At 73.1% G+C, this 16,179-nt stretch carries 17 protein-coding genes and 1 tRNA gene; 15 read left to right on the plus strand and 3 right to left on the minus strand.

Going from position 1 to position 16,179, the window contains the following annotated elements; all coding sequences use genetic code 11:
* The first annotated feature begins 182 nt into the window (after positions 1-182).
* From IE263_RS06195 to IE263_RS06215, 5 genes are all read left to right on the plus strand, one after another.
* A complete protein-coding gene (locus tag IE263_RS06195; protein ID WP_189933015.1) occupies positions 183-2,414 on the plus strand; it encodes a sensor histidine kinase in 2,232 nt (743 codons plus the stop codon).
* 80 nt (positions 2,415-2,494) lie between these two features.
* Complete coding sequence (locus IE263_RS06200) at positions 2,495-2,929, plus strand: roadblock/LC7 domain-containing protein (RefSeq protein ID WP_189933017.1); 435 nt, start codon at positions 2,495-2,497, stop codon at positions 2,927-2,929.
* Between the two features lie 2 nt (positions 2,930-2,931).
* Positions 2,932-3,303 (plus strand): DUF742 domain-containing protein, encoded by a 372-nt coding sequence (locus IE263_RS06205; protein WP_189933213.1) that lies wholly within the window; start codon positions 2,932-2,934, stop codon positions 3,301-3,303.
* Complete coding sequence (locus IE263_RS06210; RefSeq protein WP_189933019.1) at positions 3,281-3,916, plus strand: GTP-binding protein; 636 nt, start codon at positions 3,281-3,283, stop codon at positions 3,914-3,916. Before IE263_RS06205 ends, IE263_RS06210 begins: the two co-directional genes overlap by 23 nt.
* A 61-nt stretch (positions 3,917-3,977) precedes the next feature.
* Complete coding sequence (locus IE263_RS06215) at positions 3,978-4,547, plus strand: GAF domain-containing protein (RefSeq protein ID WP_189933021.1); 570 nt, start codon at positions 3,978-3,980, stop codon at positions 4,545-4,547.
* A gap of 41 nt (positions 4,548-4,588) precedes the next feature.
* On the opposite strand, the gene IE263_RS06220 is transcribed toward IE263_RS06215, so the two are convergent.
* Positions 4,589-5,194: a GOLPH3/VPS74 family protein gene (locus IE263_RS06220; protein WP_189933023.1), complete on the minus strand. Its 606-nt coding sequence runs from the start codon at positions 5,192-5,194 to the stop codon at positions 4,589-4,591.
* Positions 5,195-5,397: 203 nt separating this feature from the next.
* Between IE263_RS06220 and tdh the strand changes: the two genes are divergently transcribed.
* The 9 genes from tdh (at position 5,398) to IE263_RS06265 (ending at position 12,784) form a co-directional block, all read left to right on the plus strand.
* A complete protein-coding gene (gene tdh, locus IE263_RS06225; protein WP_189933025.1) occupies positions 5,398-6,426 on the plus strand; it encodes an L-threonine 3-dehydrogenase in 1,029 nt (342 codons plus the stop codon).
* A 36-nt stretch (positions 6,427-6,462) separates the two neighbouring features.
* Positions 6,463-7,656, plus strand: coding sequence for a glycine C-acetyltransferase (locus tag IE263_RS06230; RefSeq protein ID WP_189933027.1), 1,194 nt, complete (start codon positions 6,463-6,465; stop codon positions 7,654-7,656).
* 31 nt (positions 7,657-7,687) lie between these two features.
* Complete coding sequence (locus tag IE263_RS06235) at positions 7,688-8,590, plus strand: LysR family transcriptional regulator (RefSeq protein WP_189933029.1); 903 nt, start codon at positions 7,688-7,690, stop codon at positions 8,588-8,590.
* 46 nt (positions 8,591-8,636) lie between these two features.
* Positions 8,637-9,209 carry a helix-turn-helix domain-containing protein gene (locus IE263_RS06240; RefSeq protein WP_189933031.1) on the plus strand — a complete coding sequence of 191 codons (573 nt, stop codon included), beginning with the start codon at positions 8,637-8,639 and terminating at the stop codon, positions 9,207-9,209.
* Positions 9,206-9,727, plus strand: a complete 522-nt coding sequence (locus tag IE263_RS06245; RefSeq protein WP_189933033.1) for a GNAT family N-acetyltransferase — start codon at positions 9,206-9,208, stop codon at positions 9,725-9,727. Before IE263_RS06240 ends, IE263_RS06245 begins: the two co-directional genes overlap by 4 nt.
* Positions 9,728-9,775: 48 nt before the next feature.
* A complete protein-coding gene (locus IE263_RS06250; RefSeq protein ID WP_229910810.1) occupies positions 9,776-10,135 on the plus strand; it encodes an MmcQ/YjbR family DNA-binding protein in 360 nt (119 codons plus the stop codon).
* A gap of 130 nt (positions 10,136-10,265) precedes the next feature.
* Positions 10,266-10,342 (plus strand) — tRNA-Pro (locus IE263_RS06255).
* 6 nt (positions 10,343-10,348) lie between these two features.
* Entirely contained in the window at positions 10,349-10,600 is a 252-nt protein-coding gene (locus IE263_RS06260) for a hypothetical protein (protein ID WP_189933037.1), read from the plus strand.
* Positions 10,601-10,696: 96 nt separating this feature from the next.
* Positions 10,697-12,784, plus strand: a complete 2,088-nt coding sequence (locus IE263_RS06265; protein ID WP_189933039.1) for a WD40 repeat domain-containing serine/threonine protein kinase — start codon at positions 10,697-10,699, stop codon at positions 12,782-12,784.
* 24 nt (positions 12,785-12,808) lie between these two features.
* Here IE263_RS06265 and murJ read toward each other — a convergent pair whose 3' ends face one another.
* Together murJ and IE263_RS06275 are read right to left on the minus strand one after the other, a co-directional pair.
* On the minus strand, positions 12,809-14,455 hold the full coding sequence (gene murJ, locus IE263_RS06270; protein WP_189933041.1) for a murein biosynthesis integral membrane protein MurJ: 1,647 nt from the start codon (positions 14,453-14,455) through the stop codon (positions 12,809-12,811).
* Positions 14,456-14,501: 46 nt separating this feature from the next.
* Positions 14,502-15,128 (minus strand): TetR family transcriptional regulator, encoded by a 627-nt coding sequence (locus IE263_RS06275; protein WP_189933043.1) that lies wholly within the window; start codon positions 15,126-15,128, stop codon positions 14,502-14,504.
* Positions 15,129-15,208: 80 nt separating this feature from the next.
* Here IE263_RS06275 and IE263_RS06280 point away from each other — a divergent pair, with 80 nt between their 5' ends.
* The gene (locus IE263_RS06280) at positions 15,209-16,144 is read left to right on the plus strand and encodes an oxidoreductase (protein ID WP_189933045.1); all 936 of its coding nucleotides are present in this window, start codon (positions 15,209-15,211) and stop codon (positions 16,142-16,144) included.
* Positions 16,145-16,179: the final 35 nt, after the last annotated feature.

Consider the following 16,179-nt stretch of genomic DNA (forward strand, 5'->3'; position numbering starts at 1 on the left):
GCTCTCCGGGGGACTTTGTCAACTGCCCACCGCACATGATGCGTTGGCGACTACTGTGAGTGTCCGTCGGGCGACGTGTGGCCGAATGCGCGGCTCTCTCGACCGACATCGCGATGGCGCATGCCCGAGTCGCGCACCCGCGCGCACCACCACGCCCGACGGACACAGTACGAGGACCCCCGATGTCTCACCTCCGCGCACCGGCCGCACGCGCAGACCGCCGTGAGAGCGGACGGCACGGACGCCCGGTCGCCCGCCCCGCACCCGCACCGGCCGAGACACACATACGGCCTCAGCTTCTGCGCCTCGCCGTACTCCCTCCGACCGCCGTCGCCCTCAGCGCCTGCGCGGCCGTCCTGTTCGCCGTGCGCTCCACCGGCACCCGGCCCGGCCCGACCCTGTGGGCCGTCCTGGCCGGCGCGGTCGGAGTGACCGCCGCGGGCATCCTGATCGCGGCCGTGGCCGCCGACCGCGCCGCCCGCTCCGTCAGCGACCGCGTCGCCGCGCTGCGCCGCAACAGCGCACACGGCGAGGCCGACCTGCGGGCCCTGCTCGACACGCTGCGCCGCGGCGAGGCCCCGCCCCAGCGCACGTCGCGCGGCGGCCCGCCCGCCGACGCCGACGAGTTCGAGCTGCTCGCCGCCGACCTCTCGCGCGCCCACGACGGGGCCGTCACCGCCGTCGTCCAGGCCGCCCAGCTCTCCAGCCAGGCCGGCAGCGAACAGAAGCTCGAGGTCTTCGTCAACCTCGCGCGGCGTCTTCAGTCGCTCGTGCACCGCGAGATCTCGATCCTCGACGAGCTGGAGAACGAGATCGAGGACCCCGACCTCCTCAAGGGCCTCTTCCACGTCGACCACCTCGCCACCCGCATCCGCCGCCACGCCGAGAACCTCGCCGTGCTCGGCGGCGCCGTCTCCCGGCGGCAGTGGAGCAACCCCGTCTCCATGATCGAGGTGCTGCGCTCCGCCATCGCCGAGGTCGAGCAGTACTCCCGGGTCAAGCTGGTCCCGCCGATCGACGGCGAGCTGCGCGGGCACGCGGTCGCCGACGTCATCCACCTGCTCGCCGAACTCGTCGAGAACGCCACGGTCTTCTCCGCCCCGCACACCCAGGTGCTGCTGCGCGCCAACCTCGTCACCTCCGGGCTCGCCGTCGAGGTCGAGGACCGGGGCCTCGGTATGCCCGCCGAGGAACAGAACCGGATGAACGCCCTGCTCGCCGACCCCGACCAGGTGAACGTCGGCCGCCTGCTGGCCGACGGCCGCATCGGCCTCTTCGTCGTCTCCCAGCTCGCCCGCCGCCACGGCATCCGGGTCCGCCTGCAGTCCAACATCTACGGCGGGGTCCAGGCCGTCCTCGTCGTTCCACAGGCCCTGTTGGGCTCGGCGACGGTACTGCCCGTGCCGCAGGCGGAGGAGAGCCGCGGGGGAGCGGTGCCGGCGGGCGAGGACACACCGGGGCGGACGCCCCGGACGGTGCCGGGACAGGCCCAGGTCCGGGCCGACACCCGGACACCGGCCGGCCGGACCCCGACCTCCGGCCCGAGCAGCCAGACCCCGGCGGCCGGTCCGGCCGGCCGGACCCGGACACCCCGGACGCAGGCCGCCCCGACGGCCGGGGCGTCTCCGTCCGGTACGCCGGTCACGGCCGGGGGACACCGAAGGGCCGACGGGCCGTCGGCGCAGCCCACGTCCGCCGGGGGCCGGCCGCCGTCCCCCGCACAGCCGCGGAACACCTCGGGCGGGGAACGGCCGCCGCTCACTCCGCAGGCCGTGCCCCCGAACCCGCAGCCCGTGCCCCCGAACCCGCAGGCCGGCCCCGGAACCCGACTCCAGGGCGGGTCACCCGTCCCACCCGGCCGCCCCCAGCACGACGCCCCGCGCGTGCACGACCGTGGCCCGGCCCCGCTGCCCGTGCGCGGCGCCCACGAGGAGCGGCCCAACCCGGCGGAGGCCGTCCCCGGTATCCGGCCCGGCGACCGGCCCGTCGTCGACGAGAACGCGGGCCGCGTACCGACCCCGCGCGCGGGCGCCGTGCGCGGCACCATGGGCAAGCCCCAACTGCCCCGCCGCCGCGCCCAGGAGCACATCGTGCCCCAGCTGCGCGGTGGCCCGGCCCCGCGCCAGGACGGCGAGCAGCCCGCCGGCCACGACCCCGGCCTGATGGCGGCCTTCCAGCGCGGCATCGTCCTCGCGGAGGCTCAGCAGAGCCTGGAGGCGGAGGCCCTGGAACCGGCCCCGTACACGGCACCGGACCCCCTGAGGCCCTCGCCGCCCGCCACGGACGTACCGCACCCGTCCGCCCTGTCCGAAGCACGCCCCGCGCACGCCCCCGCCGCCCCCGAGGCGTACGGCGTGTCCGGCCCCGACCACCACCCCACCACCCGGCACGACGGGAGCGCACCAGCCGGATGAGCACCCCCCTGACCACCCCCGCCCCCACCCCCACCCCCACCGCTCCCGCAGACCTTCGTACCCCAAGGAGTCGATCCACCATGGCGAGCGATGCGCCGACCGGCCTCGTATCCGATCTCGACTGGCTGATGAGCGGCCTCGTCCAGCGCGTACCGCACACGACCAGTGCGGTCCTCCTCTCCTGCGACGGCCTCGTGAAGTCCGTGCACGGCCTCGACCCCGACAGCGCCGACCACATGGCCGCCCTGGCCTCCGGTCTGTACTCCCTCGGCCGCAGCGCCGGTGTCCGCTTCGGTGACGGCGGGGACGTGCGCCAGGTCGTCGTCGAGCTCGACTCGACCCTGCTGTTCGTCACCACGGCCGGTTCCGGCACCTGCCTCGCCGTCCTCGCGGGCCGCGAGGCCGACGCCGCGGTCCTCGGCTACGAGATGGCGATGCTCGTCAAGAGCGTCCGCCCCTACCTGGTGACCGCGCCCCGGCAGCACGCCGTGGAACCCTCGGTGATGGGGCCTTGAGCGTGGTGGCGGCCGGCGACGGGCCCTGGCTCGACGACGCGGCCGGACGCCTGGTGCGCCCGTTCACGGTCAGCAACGGCCGCACCGAGCCCACCGTCGCCCTCGACCTCATGTCCCAGGTGAGAGCCACCGGGGTGACCCCCCTCGGCTACCTCGGCCCCGAGCACGCGCAGGCCCTCGACCTGTGCCGGGCACCCGTCCCGGTCGCCGAGGTCGCCGCCCATCTGAAGCTGCCGGCGGCGGTCACCAAGGTGCTGCTGTCGGACCTCCTCGACTGCGGGGCGCTGACCACCAAGCCCCCCGAGTTCCACCACAACCCCACCGACCGGGCCCTACTGGAGGCAGTGCTCGATGGACTACGACGCCAGCTCTGAGCGCGACGAGTGCGACGACGGCCCCGCCCCCGCCCCCTTTCCCACCGCGCTGAAGCTCCTGGTCGCGGGCGGGTTCGGGGTCGGCAAGACGACCTTCGTCGGCGCGGTCAGCGAGATCGCGCCCCTCAGCACCGAAGAGCTGCTCACCACGGTCAGCGCCGCGACCGACAACCTCGACGGCATCGAGAACAAGGTCGAGACGACCGTGGCGATGGACTTCGGCCGCATCACGCTCGACCCGCACCACGTGCTGTACCTGTTCGGCACCCCCGGACAGGAGCGGTTCTGGTTCATGTGGGACGAGCTGTCCGAGGGCGCCCTCGGCGCGGTCGTCCTCGCCGACACTCGCCGGCTGGAGGAGTGCTTCGCGGCCATCGACTTCTTCGAGGAACGCGGCCTCGGGTTCATCGTCGCCATCAACGAGTTCGACGGAGCCCACCGCTACGACCCCGAGGAGGTGCGCGCGGCCCTGGACCTGCACCCGGAGATCCCCGTCGTGCGCTGCGACGCCCGGATCTCCGCCTCCGGCGTCCAGACCCTCCTCACCCTCGTCAGGCACCTCATCGCGCACGCACCGGCAGCACCCCAGCCGAGCCGCGGCGCCCACAGGTGATCCCCGCACACCACGCACCGGAGCCGCACATGCCGTACGTCCACAGCGACGGAGCACGCCCATGAGCTACGACCCGCCGCGCCCGGCCGGTCGACTGCTGCTCACCCCCGAGGACAAGGAAGCTCCCGCCCGCACCCGAAGACTGCGCCGACTCGGCCTCGGGGAGCGGCCGGACCCCGCCCTCGACGCCTTCGCGGACCGACTCGCCGAGCTGACCGGGGCGCCGTACGCCATGGTCAACTTCGTCGGCGAGGAACGGCAGTTCTTCGCCGGGCTGCACACGCCGGACGGCGGCCGCGCCGCTCGCGGCGGCAAGCCCGAGCTGGGCCGCCGGCTGGCCCGCGACCACGGCTACTGCCCGCATGTCGTCGTACGGCGCAAGGCGCTGGTCCTGGAGGACGTCCGCGACTATCCGCGCTTCGCCGGCAACCCCGTCGTCGACGAGTACGGCATCCGCTCCTACCTCGGCGCCCCACTCCTCGACACGACGGGCATGGTGCTCGGCACGGTGTGCGTCGCCGATCTCGCGCCGCGGCCCTGGGGAAGGACGGGGCTGGAGACCATCAAGGCGACCGCGGCGGATCTCGCCGGGCGGCTGGAACGGCGGGAGGCCGGAGGATTCCCGCCGTGAGCGGTGCCTCGGCCTTCGGCGGCAGGTGTGCCGTGCGACCGTCAGACGCTCCGCCAGATGTTGTCGAAGGCGGCTTCCTCGACGGACCGTCGCTGCCGTACGGCCACCAGTTCCGTCACCGCGTCGCCGACTGCGGCCAGCACGGTCACCACCGGTTCGGTCAGCGGACCCGGGAAGCCGTCGGCCGGTTCGTCCCGGATACCGGCGGCGGCGGCCAGCGCGGCGAGGACCGGCTCACCCGACGCCCAGCGTTCGGCGGCATGGCGACGGGCCGGTGACTCAGCCGGCGTGGGGCGGGCGGGCCGTGCGGCGAACAGGCGGCCGCGTGGCCGGGTGAGCAGCCCGTCCGCCTCCAGCCGGGCGGTGTAGGCCGAGAGCAGGCCACGGCCGCGGCGCCACAACCAGTCCTCGACCGCCTCGTACGGTTCCTCTCGGACGAGGGACGACGCGGCCTGAGCCAGCAGGCGGTCCTGCGCGGCCGGCGACGGGCCGGGCACGAGGCGGTCGCCGTCGAGGACGAGCGCTCCGACCTCTGCCAGGTCGATCACCTCGGCTCCCGCGAGGGCGAGGGACAGCTCGCCCTGCTCCACGGGGCGCACGGGCGGCACGTCCAACGAGACGAACAACAGGTCCTGGGCTGTGGTCATGAGCGTCTCCCCGTCGGTCGGTCCCCCCGTCCAGGGTCGCACGTCGCCGAGAGGCGTGAAGCAGAGCTGTGGCACCGCTTAAGAAAGTCTCGATGGACCGGGTCGCCGCCGTACGGCAGATTGCTACGGGATTCCACCCCTCTCCCCGGCACGGGCTCCTTCGGCATGCCCGGCGCGGGGTCTCACCCACAGGAGCCGTAGCGTTGAAGGCGCTGGTCAAGGAGAAGGCGGAGCCCGGGCTGTGGCTCGCGGACGTCCCGGAGCCCGCCGTCGGACCCGGCGACGTGCTGATCAAGGTGCTCCGCACCGGCATCTGCGGCACCGACCTGCACATCCGGGCCTGGGACGGCTGGGCGCGGCAGGCGATCCGCACCCCGCTCGTGGTCGGGCACGAGTTCGTCGGCGAGGTCGTCGACACCGGACGCGATGTCACCGACGTGAAGATCGGTGACCGGGTGAGCGGCGAAGGGCACCTGGTGTGCGGCAAGTGCCGCAACTGCCTCGCCGGGCGCCGCCATCTGTGCCGGGCCACCGTCGGTCTCGGTGTCGGCCGCGACGGTGCCTTCGCCGAGTACGTCGCCCTGCCCGTGGCCAACGTCTGGGTGCACCGCGTGCCGGTCGACCTCGATGTGGCGGCGATCTTCGACCCGTTCGGCAACGCGGTGCACACCGCGCTCTCCTTCCCGCTGGTCGGCGAGGACGTCCTGATCACCGGCGCCGGCCCGATCGGCCTGATGGCCGCCGCCGTCGCCCGGCACGCGGGCGCCCGCAACGTCGTCGTCACCGACGTCAGCGAGGAGCGCCTGGAACTGGCCCGCAAGATCGGCGCGAGCCTCGCCCTGAACGTGTCGCAGGCGTCCATCGCCGACGGACAGCGGGAGTTGGGCCTGCGCGAGGGCTTCGACATCGGGCTGGAGATGTCCGGGCGCCCCGAGGCCCTGCGCGACATGATCGCCAACATGACGCACGGCGGCCGTATCGCCATGCTCGGCCTGCCGTCCGAGGAGTTCCCGGTCGACTGGGCCCGCATCGTCACCTCGATGATCACCATCAAGGGCATCTACGGCCGTGAGATGTTCGAGACCTGGTACGCGATGTCGGTCCTCCTGGAGGGCGGCCTCGACCTCGCCCCCGTGATCACCGGCCGCTACGACCACCGCGACTTCGAGGCGGCGTTCGCGGACGCGGCGAGCGGCCGCGGCGGCAAGGTCATCCTCGACTGGACCGCGTGACTCCCCTTCTTCGCAAGCACTTTCAGGAGCTTTTCGATGTTCGACTCCGTACGCGACGACCTTCGCGCCACCCTCGACGAGATCCGCGCCGCCGGCCTGCACAAGCCCGAGCGCGTCATCGGCACCCCGCAGTCCGCGACCGTGAACGTCACCGCGGGCGGCCGGCCCGGCGAGGTCCTCAACTTCTGCGCCAACAACTACCTCGGCCTGGCCGACCATCCCGAGGTGATCGCCGCCGCCCACGAGGCCCTGGACCGCTGGGGCTACGGCATGGCGTCCGTGCGCTTCATCTGCGGCACGCAGGAGGTGCACAAGGAGCTGGAGGCGCGGCTGTCCGCCTTCCTCGGTCAGGAGGACACGATCCTGTACTCCTCCTGCTTCGACGCCAACGGCGGTGTCTTCGAGACGCTGCTGGGCCCCGAGGACGCGGTGATCTCCGACGCGCTGAACCACGCCTCGATCATCGACGGCATCCGGCTGTCCAAGGCACGCCGCTTCCGGTACGCCAACCGTGATCTGGCCGACCTGGAGGCGCAGTTGAAGGAGGCGTCCGACGCGCGCCGCCGACTGATCGTCACCGACGGCGTCTTCTCCATGGACGGCTATGTGGCGCCCCTGCGCGAGATCTGCGACCTCGCCGACCGCTACGACGCCATGGTCATGGTCGACGACTCGCACGCCGTCGGCTTCGTCGGCCCCGGCGGCCGCGGCACGCCCGAGCTGCACGGCGTGATGGACCGCGTCGACATCATCACCGGCACGCTGGGCAAGGCGCTCGGCGGCGCCTCCGGCGGTTACGTCGCCGCCCGCGCCGAGATCGTGGCGCTCCTGCGCCAGCGCTCCCGCCCGTACCTCTTCTCCAACACCCTCGCTCCGGTGATCGCCGCGGCCTCGCTGAAGGTCCTGGACCTGCTGGAGTCCGCCGACGACCTGCGCGTACGGCTCGCCGAGAACACGGCCCTGTTCCGCCGCCGTATGACCGGCGAGGGCTTCGACATCCTCCCCGGCGACCACGCCATCGCGCCCGTGATGATCGGTGACGCGGCGAAGGCGGGCCGGATGGCCGAGCTGCTGCTGGAGCGCGGGGTGTACGTGATCGGCTTCTCCTACCCGGTCGTCCCGCAGGGCCAGGCCCGTATCCGCGTCCAGCTGTCCGCCGCGCACTCCCTGCAGGACGTGAACCGGGCGGTGGACGCGTTCGTGGCGTCGCGGGCGGAGCTGGGGGACTGAGCAGCCCGGACATATTGCGATAATCGTTCACATGATCGAAGCGCGGCGGCTCCACATCCTCCGTGCGGTGGCCGACCACCGCACGGTGACGGCGGCTGCCGCCGCGCTGTACCTCACGCCCTCCGCCGTCTCCCAGCAGCTCACGGCCCTGGAGCAGGAGACCGGCCACCGCCTGGTCGAGCGTGGCGCCAAGGGTGTACGGCTCACCCCGGCCGGCGAGATCCTGCTCGCCCACACCCATGTGGTCCTCGCCCAGCTGGAGCGGGCCGAGGCGGAACTGGCCGCCTACGGCTCCGGGGCCGCCGGGACGGTCACGGTCGCCGCCTTCGCCACCGGCATCGCCCTGGTCGTGGCGCCCGCGGTGGCCCGGCTCGCCGGCACCGCGCCGGGGATAAGGATCCGCGTCCAGGACGCCGAGGGCGACGCCAGCCTGCCGATGGTCCTCGACCGTCAGGTCGATGTCGCGGTCGCCGTCGAGTACCGCGGGGCCCCGTCCGCCGACGATCCGCGCCTCACCCATGTCCCGCTGTACGCCGAGCCCTTCGACGCCGTCGTCCCGGTCACCCACCGGCTGGCCGACGCCGCCGAGGTGCCCCTCGCCGAGCTGGCTAAGGACGCGTGGATCGGGCCGTACCCCGGCAACCCCTGCCACGACGTGGTGGTCCTGGCCTGTGAGCACGCCGGATTCCAGCCCCGCCTGGAGCACTCCTCGGACGACTTCCGCGCGGTCGTCGCGCTGGCCTCGGCCGACGCCGGTGTGGCCCTCGTGCCGCGTTCGGCGCTGCGTGGCATGGAGCTGAGCGGGGTCGTCGTCCGGCCGGTCGACGGGGTCGCGCCCACCCGCCGCGTCTTCGCGGCCGTACGTCGTGGCGCGGAGGAGCACCCGCTGATCCGGCCGGTGCTGGAGGCGTTGGGGGAGACCGCGCGGGCGTGAGCGTTCCGTAACGGCCGCGTTTCATATCTGGGATAGCGTCCCGGATATGAGAACCGAAACGGAAGGCGCGGTGGATGTCCGGCTCGCCGCCCGTCTGGCCGAGCTGCGGGCCGAACGCGGCTGGTCCCTGGGGGAGTTGGCCGAGCGCAGCGGGGTGAGCCGCTCGACCCTGTCGCGTGCCGAGCGGGCGGAGGTCAGCCCGACGGCCGCGCTGCTCAACCGCCTGTGCCACGTCTACGGGCGGACCATGTCCCGGCTGCTCAGCGAGGTCGAGGCGGAGCCCGCGCCGCTGGTGCGGGCCACCGAGCAGCCCGTCTGGGAGGACCGCGCCTCCGGATTCCTCCGGCGCTCGGTGTCGCCCCCGCACCCCGGACTGCGTGGCGAACTCGTCGAGGGCCGGCTCGCCCCGGGCGCCGACATCGCCTACGACCGGCCGCCCGTCCCCGGCCTGGAGCAGCACATCTGGGTGCTGGACGGCGCCCTCGACGTCACGGCCCAGGACGTCGACCACCACCTCGACGCCGGCGACTGCCTGCGGCTTCGGGTGTGGGGGCCGACGCGGTTCCGGTGCGCGGGCGACGCGGACGTGCGGTACGTCCTGGCGGTGGTGCTCCCATGACGACGACCCGTCTCGACGCCGGCCAACTGCTCGACAGGACAGACGCGTTGGCCGACCTGTTGATCGACACGGTGGACGGCGGTGCCTCGGTCGGCTTCCTCGCCCCGCTCGACCACGCGGAGGCCGTCGCCTGGTGGCGGGAGCGGGCGGCGGGGGTGGCCGCCGGACAGCTCGCGGTCTGGGCGGCCCACGACGGCGACCGTGTCGTCGGCACCGTCGGCCTGGACTTCCCCGGCAAGCCCAACAGCCGGCACCGCGCCGAACTCGTCAAGCTGATGGTCCACCGGGACGCCCGGGGCAAGGGTCTCGGCCGCAGGCTCCTGACCACCGCGGAGAAGGCCGCCACCGCGGCCGGCGTCACCCTCCTCCACCTCGACACCGAGACCGACAGCCCCGCCGAACACCTCTACCGCAGCGCCGGGTGGACCCGGGCGGGGGTGATCCCCGACTACGCGGCGAGCCCGGCCGGCGTTCTGCGGCCGACCACCCTGTACTACAAGCAGGTGGCCGCCGGGTGACTCTGCGTACCAGCATCAATGTCAGTGGCAGGCGCTACGGTGCGAAGCATGCCGGACGCAGAAGACGTACGCCGTATCGCCCTGTCCCTGCCGGACACGACGGAGAAGATCGCCTGGAGCATGCCCACCTTCCGGGTCGCCGGGAAGATGTTCGCCACACTGCCCGAGGAGGAGACCTCCCTCGCCGTGCGCTGCCCCAAGGAGGAGCGCGACGAGCTCGTGCTCGCCGAGCCCGGAAAGTTCTGGATCGCCGACCACGAGGCCCAGTTCGCCTGGGTCCGGGTCCGGCTGGCCGCCCTGGAGGACGAGGACGAGCTGCGCGACATCCTGGCCGACTCCTGGCGCCAGGCGGCCCCGCCGCGGCTGCTGGAGGCGTATCCGGGGCTGGGGGTGCCGGCGGGGGAGTGACGTGGAGCCGGGGCGTCGGCCGGGGGTGACGATGGCCGGGCCCCGATAAACGGGTGCGCGACCACCGACCCGAGTGCGGTATGGTTTCCCTGCACGTTCGGCCGGGGGAAACCCCAGGTCAGACGGGCAACGGGACGTGGCGCAGCTTGGTAGCGCACTTGACTGGGGGTCAAGGGGTCGCAGGTTCAAATCCTGTCGTCCCGACCAGCTTTAATGCGGGTCGCAGGCCGTTTCCTCGATGACGGGGAGACGGCCTTCGTCGTGTTCGCGGGGGAGCAGAGCCTTCAGACACGTGTCGTACGGGAGGGAACGGGCACCGCGACCGCACGGCTGAGGCTGCCCGAGCGCATCCGACGCCCGCTCGTCCGGGTGGAGGGCGCACCCGCCGTGGCGCCGGCCGACGGGACCCGTCTCGACCTCACCCTGCCGGACGGCACACCGGTCCGCGTGGAGGCCCACTCCTGAGCGTGACCGACGCCACCACCTCCCGACCGGGAACCGGCCCCATGGCGTCGCCCGTGCATGTACAGGGCAGGGACTCCAGGGGAAGGGGAGGCGGACATGTCGGTGCAGGACGGCAGGGTGCTCGCCGGGCGGTACCGGCTGGTGGAGAGGCTCGGGGCCGGTGGCATGGGAACCGTGTGGCGGGCGCGGGACGCCACGCTCCGGCGCACGGTCGCGGTCAAGGAACTCCATGTGCAGGGTCAGGTGCCGGACGCCGACGTGGGCAGAGCGCACGCCCGTATGCTCCGGGAAGCCCAGGCCGCCGCCATGGTCGAGCATCCCTCGGTCGTCCAGGTGTACGACACCTTCGAGGAGGACGGCCGGCCCTGGATCGTCATGGAACTGGTGCGGGGCGAGTCGGTCGAGGAACGCATCCGGCGCGACGGACCGCTGTCGGTGCCCGAGACGGCACGGATCGGTCTCGACGTGCTCGACGCCTTGCGAGCCGCGTGGGAGTGCGGTGTCGTCCACCGGGACGTCAAACCCGCCAACATCATGATCGACCGGTCCGGCCGGGTCGTCCTGACCGACTTCGGGATCGCCTACGTCGAGGGCAACCCCACCCTGACCACGACCGGTGCGGTCATGGGCTCCCCGCACTACATGGCGCCCGAACGTGCCCGCGGTGGCCCGGCGGAGGCGGGGGGTGACCTGTGGGCGCTGGGCGCGACCCTGTTCGCCATGGTGGAGGGACGGCCGCCGTTCACCGGGGACTCGGCCCTGGGCGTGCTCTACCGGATCATCTCCGACCCGACTCCGGTGCCCGCCGGGGCGGGTGCGCTCGCACCGGTCGTCGACGGGCTGCTGCGCAAGAACCCGGTGTTCCGGATGTCGGCGGACCACGCGGCCGACCTGCTGGAGCGAGCGGCCGGGCCGACCGGCAAGGGCCGTCAGGAGCGGGACGAGCGGGACGAGCCGGAAGACTCAGCCCCGGCCGACGAGCGCCGTGAGTCGGGGAGCCCCACGGACGATGGCCCCTGGCCCGCCACCGCAACCCCGGTGCAGGACGGGCGTTCCCTCACCCGTCGTGCCTACCTGGGAGCGGCACTGCTGGCCGGAGGGGCCGTCGCGACGGCCGTGGCCGGGCGGCTGCTGCTGACCGGCGACGGCATGGCAGACGGCGCGGAGGCCGGGGCCTCGCCCTCCGCGTCTGCCGCGCAACTCGTCGTCACCGCACGGGCCGAACGCCATGTCGGCCCCGTTCACGCCTTGGCATGCTCCCCCGACGGGCGTCTGCTCGTCTCCGGCGGAGCCGACGGCACGGTCCGGATCTGGGACGCCACGGACACCGGCCGGGCCCCGACCGTGCGCGACTCGGGCCAGGAGAAGGTCAACGCCCTTGCCTTCACAGGCGACTCGGAGTTCGTGACCGGCGGCGAGAACGGCACGGTCGTCGTCTGGGACGCCACAAGCCGCCGCCGCGTCACGGTCCTTCACCGGCGTGCGTCACCCGTCACCGCCCTCGCCGTCACGGACGAGGGGCGCTCCCTGCTCCTCGTCGGACACGAGGACGGAGTCGTCCGGGTACGGACGCAGAGCGGTGCCGCCCTCACTCCCGATCTGCCCGCCGCTGCCGAGCGTGTGGTCGGGATCGTCGTCGACACGGCGTTCACGGTGTGCACCGTCACCGACCGGGGGACGCTGGTCCGCCGCAGATCACACGGCACCGGCGACATCCTCGGCCGGCTCCCGCTGCTCGACGCCGACGACCTCTCCGCAGGCGCCCGCATCAACGGGCTGGTCCGCTCCGTCCAGGGCGACGGACTCACAGCGGTAGGCCCCGGCTACGAGGGCGCGGACATCGACATCCGGACCTGGCAAGCCCTGCGTCGGGGCAGCCGGTGGAGGGACTGGGACTCCAACGGAGAGCCGGTCGTGATCGCCCACTCCCCGCGGCCCACGAACCTGCTCACCGCCGGCCAGGGGAAGCCGGTGACCGTCATGGCGACCGTGCACATCAACGGAGCACTCGTCCTGTCGGACACCCGGGGCATGACCACGGAAACCGCGCCGCCGGGCATCGGCCGACAGACCACCTGCCTCGCCTTCGCCCCGACCGGCGGATGGCTCGCGGGCGGTACTTCCCAAGGCGCGGTGTTCACGGCGGCGGCCTCCGGACGCCTCGGACGATCCGGACGAGGGTGAAGGATCGGGCGGGTTCTCCCGGTCTCACCGCAGCCCGCGCAGCTCCCGCAGCTCCCCGACCTTCAGCAGCCGGGCCAGGCCCACGTACGCCAACCCCATGGTCAAAGTTCCGGCGGCGAGCGCGAGCGCGGTGGGCAGTGTGCCGTCGCCCAGCGACTGGGCGCAGGACCGGTCCACCGCCCAGGCCAGGGCCGCGGCGAGGCCGGCCGCGCACAGCAGCCTGGTGTACGTACGCCGCAGCGCCCCGTCGTCGAGGCGGGCGCCGGTCCTGCGGCGCAGCAGCCGCACGGTGAAGGCGAGACCGACCAGGTAGGACAGCGTGTAGGCGCCGGCCATGCCGGTCACCGCCCACCGGGCGGGCAGCAGCAGGTGGCAGGCGGTGGCCAGGGCGATGTTTACCGCCGCGATCCTGACCGCCAGGAAGAACGGGGTTCGGGTGTCCTCGAAGGCGTAGAAGCCGCGCAGCAGCAGGTACTGCGCGGAGAAGGGGATCAGCCCGAGGCCGAAGGCCTGGAGCATGTACCCGAGGGGCCGGGCGGAGGCCGCGTCGGCCGCGCCGTGGGCGAACAGCAGTGTGGAGATCCTCGGGCCCAGAGCCAGGAACAGGAAGGCGGCGGGGACGATCACCACCCCACTCACCCGCAGCCCGCGCGACAGGTCCGCGCGCAGGTCCGCGATCCGGCCCTCCGCCACCGCCCGGCTCATGCGCGGCAGCAGCGCCGTCACCAGGGAGACGGTCACCACCGACTGCGGCAGCATCCAGATCGTCTGCGCGTACGTGTACGCCGAGTAGCCCGCGCCGGCGTCGGGCAGCGCCTGGTCGGCCGCGTTGGCGTAGTTGGTGACCACCGTCAGGGCGACCAGGTTCGTCAGGACGAAGAGCAGGGTCCACTGGGCGGCGCGGATCCCGGAGCCCAGACCCGAGCCGCGCCAGTCGAAACGCGGGCGGAAGCGGAAGCCGGCCGCCCGGGCGAACGGGATCAGGGCGAGGGCCTGCACCGCGATGCCGGCCGTCGTTCCGATGCCCAGCAGGCGGATGTGGGTCTCGGTGATGTCCTGCACCCGCTCCGGAACGGTCATCAGGCCCAGGTAGGCGCCGAACATGCCCAGCAGGACGAGGTTGTTGAGGACGGGGGTCCACATCATCGCGCCGAACCGCTCACGGGCGTTGAGGACTTGGCCGTAGATGTTGAACAGGCCGTAGAAGAAGATCTGCGGGAGCAGGAAACGGGCGAAGACGACGGTGAGTTCGTAGGCCTCGTGGTTGTCCGGGGTGTCGCGCATGTACACCGCGACGATCTGCGGGGCCGCCCACACCGCGAGGGCGGTGCCGACGGCCAGGACGGTGACGACCAGGGTGACCAGTCGCTGTTCGTAGGCGCGCCCGCCGTCGGGGTGGGTGGTCCTCGCCCGCACCAGCTGGGGCACCAGCACCGCGTTGAGCGCGCCGCCGATCAGCAGCGTGTACAGGCTGGTCGGCACGGTGTTCGCCGTGTTGTACGTGCTGGCCAGCAGGCCGGTGCCCAGGGCGGCGGCCTGGAGGACCTGCCGGATCAGGCCGGTCGCGCGCGACACGACGGTGCCCAGCGCCATCAGCACGGACGAGCGTGCCGCCCCACCGGACCGTACGGACCGTACGGATTGCGACTCGGTCCTCGTCCCCTCCACCATCCGGCCAACCTATGTCATCAAGATCGGAGGGCTCCAACTCGCCTGCTCACACAGAAGGTTGACCGGAGTCCAGTGCGGGGGCCAGCAGGGTGAACGCGCGGTCGGTCAGGGTCGTCGGATCCTCGGTGCCGTCGCTGTCGCTCCAGCGCCGCAGGACCGTGTCGAAGGCGGTGAGCGTCATCCCGGCGGCCAGATGGGCCCACAGGTCGGTGTCGGGGCCGGGCGGCAGACGGCGGCCCAGTTCCGTGGCGAGGTCGTCGCGCCACTGGGCCTGGCGTTCCAGGAAGCGGGCGCGCAGAGCGGGGGTGCGCAGGATCAGGCGGACCACGCGCAGGGCCCGTTCGGCGTGGTCGGAGCGGTCGGCGCACTCGGCGACGGGCACCTGGACGGTGTGCCGCAGGGCGACCGAGGGGGGTTCGCCGGCGGGGCGGGCCGCCAGCTCCGCGCGCATCGCCTCGCCCATGCCGGACAGGAACTGGACGACGACGTCCTCCTTGGACGCGAAGTACCGGAAGAACGTCCGCTTGGACACCCCTGCCGCGACCGCGATCTCGTCGATGGTGACGCCGTCGAACCCCTTCAGGGCGAGCAACTGCAGGGCGGCCTCGCTCAGTTCGTCCGAGACGAGCTGACGTTTGCGCTGGGCCAGGGTGACGGCCGGTCGGGTGCTCACCGGTCCATTCTATCTCCATGCCATGTATGTCACTCGGTGCCGTATTGACACTTGGTGTCATGGAGGGCAAGGTGTGCCGCATGAGTGAGCAGCAGCGCTGGACCACCGCGGAGATCCCCGACCAGACCGGACGGGTGCACGTCGTCACCGGAGCCACCAGTGGCCTCGGCCTGGCGACCGCCCGGGCCCTCGCCCGAGCGGGCGGACACGTCGTCCTCGCCGTGCGGGACCCGGAGAAGGGGCGGCGGACGGTCGCGGACCTCACCGCCGAAGAGCCCGGCGCCCGGCTGGAGGTGCGCCGGCTCGACCTCGCCGACCTCGACTCCGTGCACGCCTTCGCCGACGGGCTGCGCGCCGACCACGCGCGCGTGGACGTCCTCGTGAACAACGCCGGCGTGATGGCGCCACCGCGCACGCTCAGCGCCCAGGGGCACGAGGTGCAGTTCGCCGCGAACCACCTCGGCCACTTCGCGCTCACCGGTCGGCTGCTCGACCGGCTGGCCGCGGGCAGCGATCCGCGTGTCGTCACGGTCAGCTCGGTCAACCACCGGCAGGGCCGCCTGCGCTGGGACGACCTCTCCGGCGAGCGCGGTTACCGGCCCATGGCCTTCTACAACCAGTCGAAGTTCGCCAACGCCGTCTTCGGGCGGGAGCTGCACCGGCGGCTCGACGCGGCGGGCAGCCCGGTGCGCAGCCTGCTCGCGCACCCCGGCTACACCCGCACCAACCTCCAGTTCAACGGGCCGGTCCGGCTGTACCGCGTGCTGTTCGGGCACCTCGGCGGCCCGCTGTTCGCACAGCCCGCGGACCGGGGCGCGCTGCCCCAGCTCCACGCGGCGACCGCGCCCGAGGTGCGCGGCGGCGACTTCATCGGCCCCGACGGTCCGGGCGAGTTGCGCGGCGCACCGACGCGGGTACGGCTGTCTCCCGCGGCCGCCGACGAGGAGACCGGGCGCCGGCTGTGGGAGCTGTCGGAGCGGCTCACCGGGGTGCGGTACGAACTGCCCGTGTTCTAGCGGGAGTCAGGGGGCGGCGCCCCGGGTCCGGGCGA

Source organism: Streptomyces aurantiogriseus (assembly GCF_014649375.1).
Classification (GTDB): domain Bacteria; phylum Actinomycetota; class Actinomycetes; order Streptomycetales; family Streptomycetaceae; genus Streptomyces; species Streptomyces aurantiogriseus.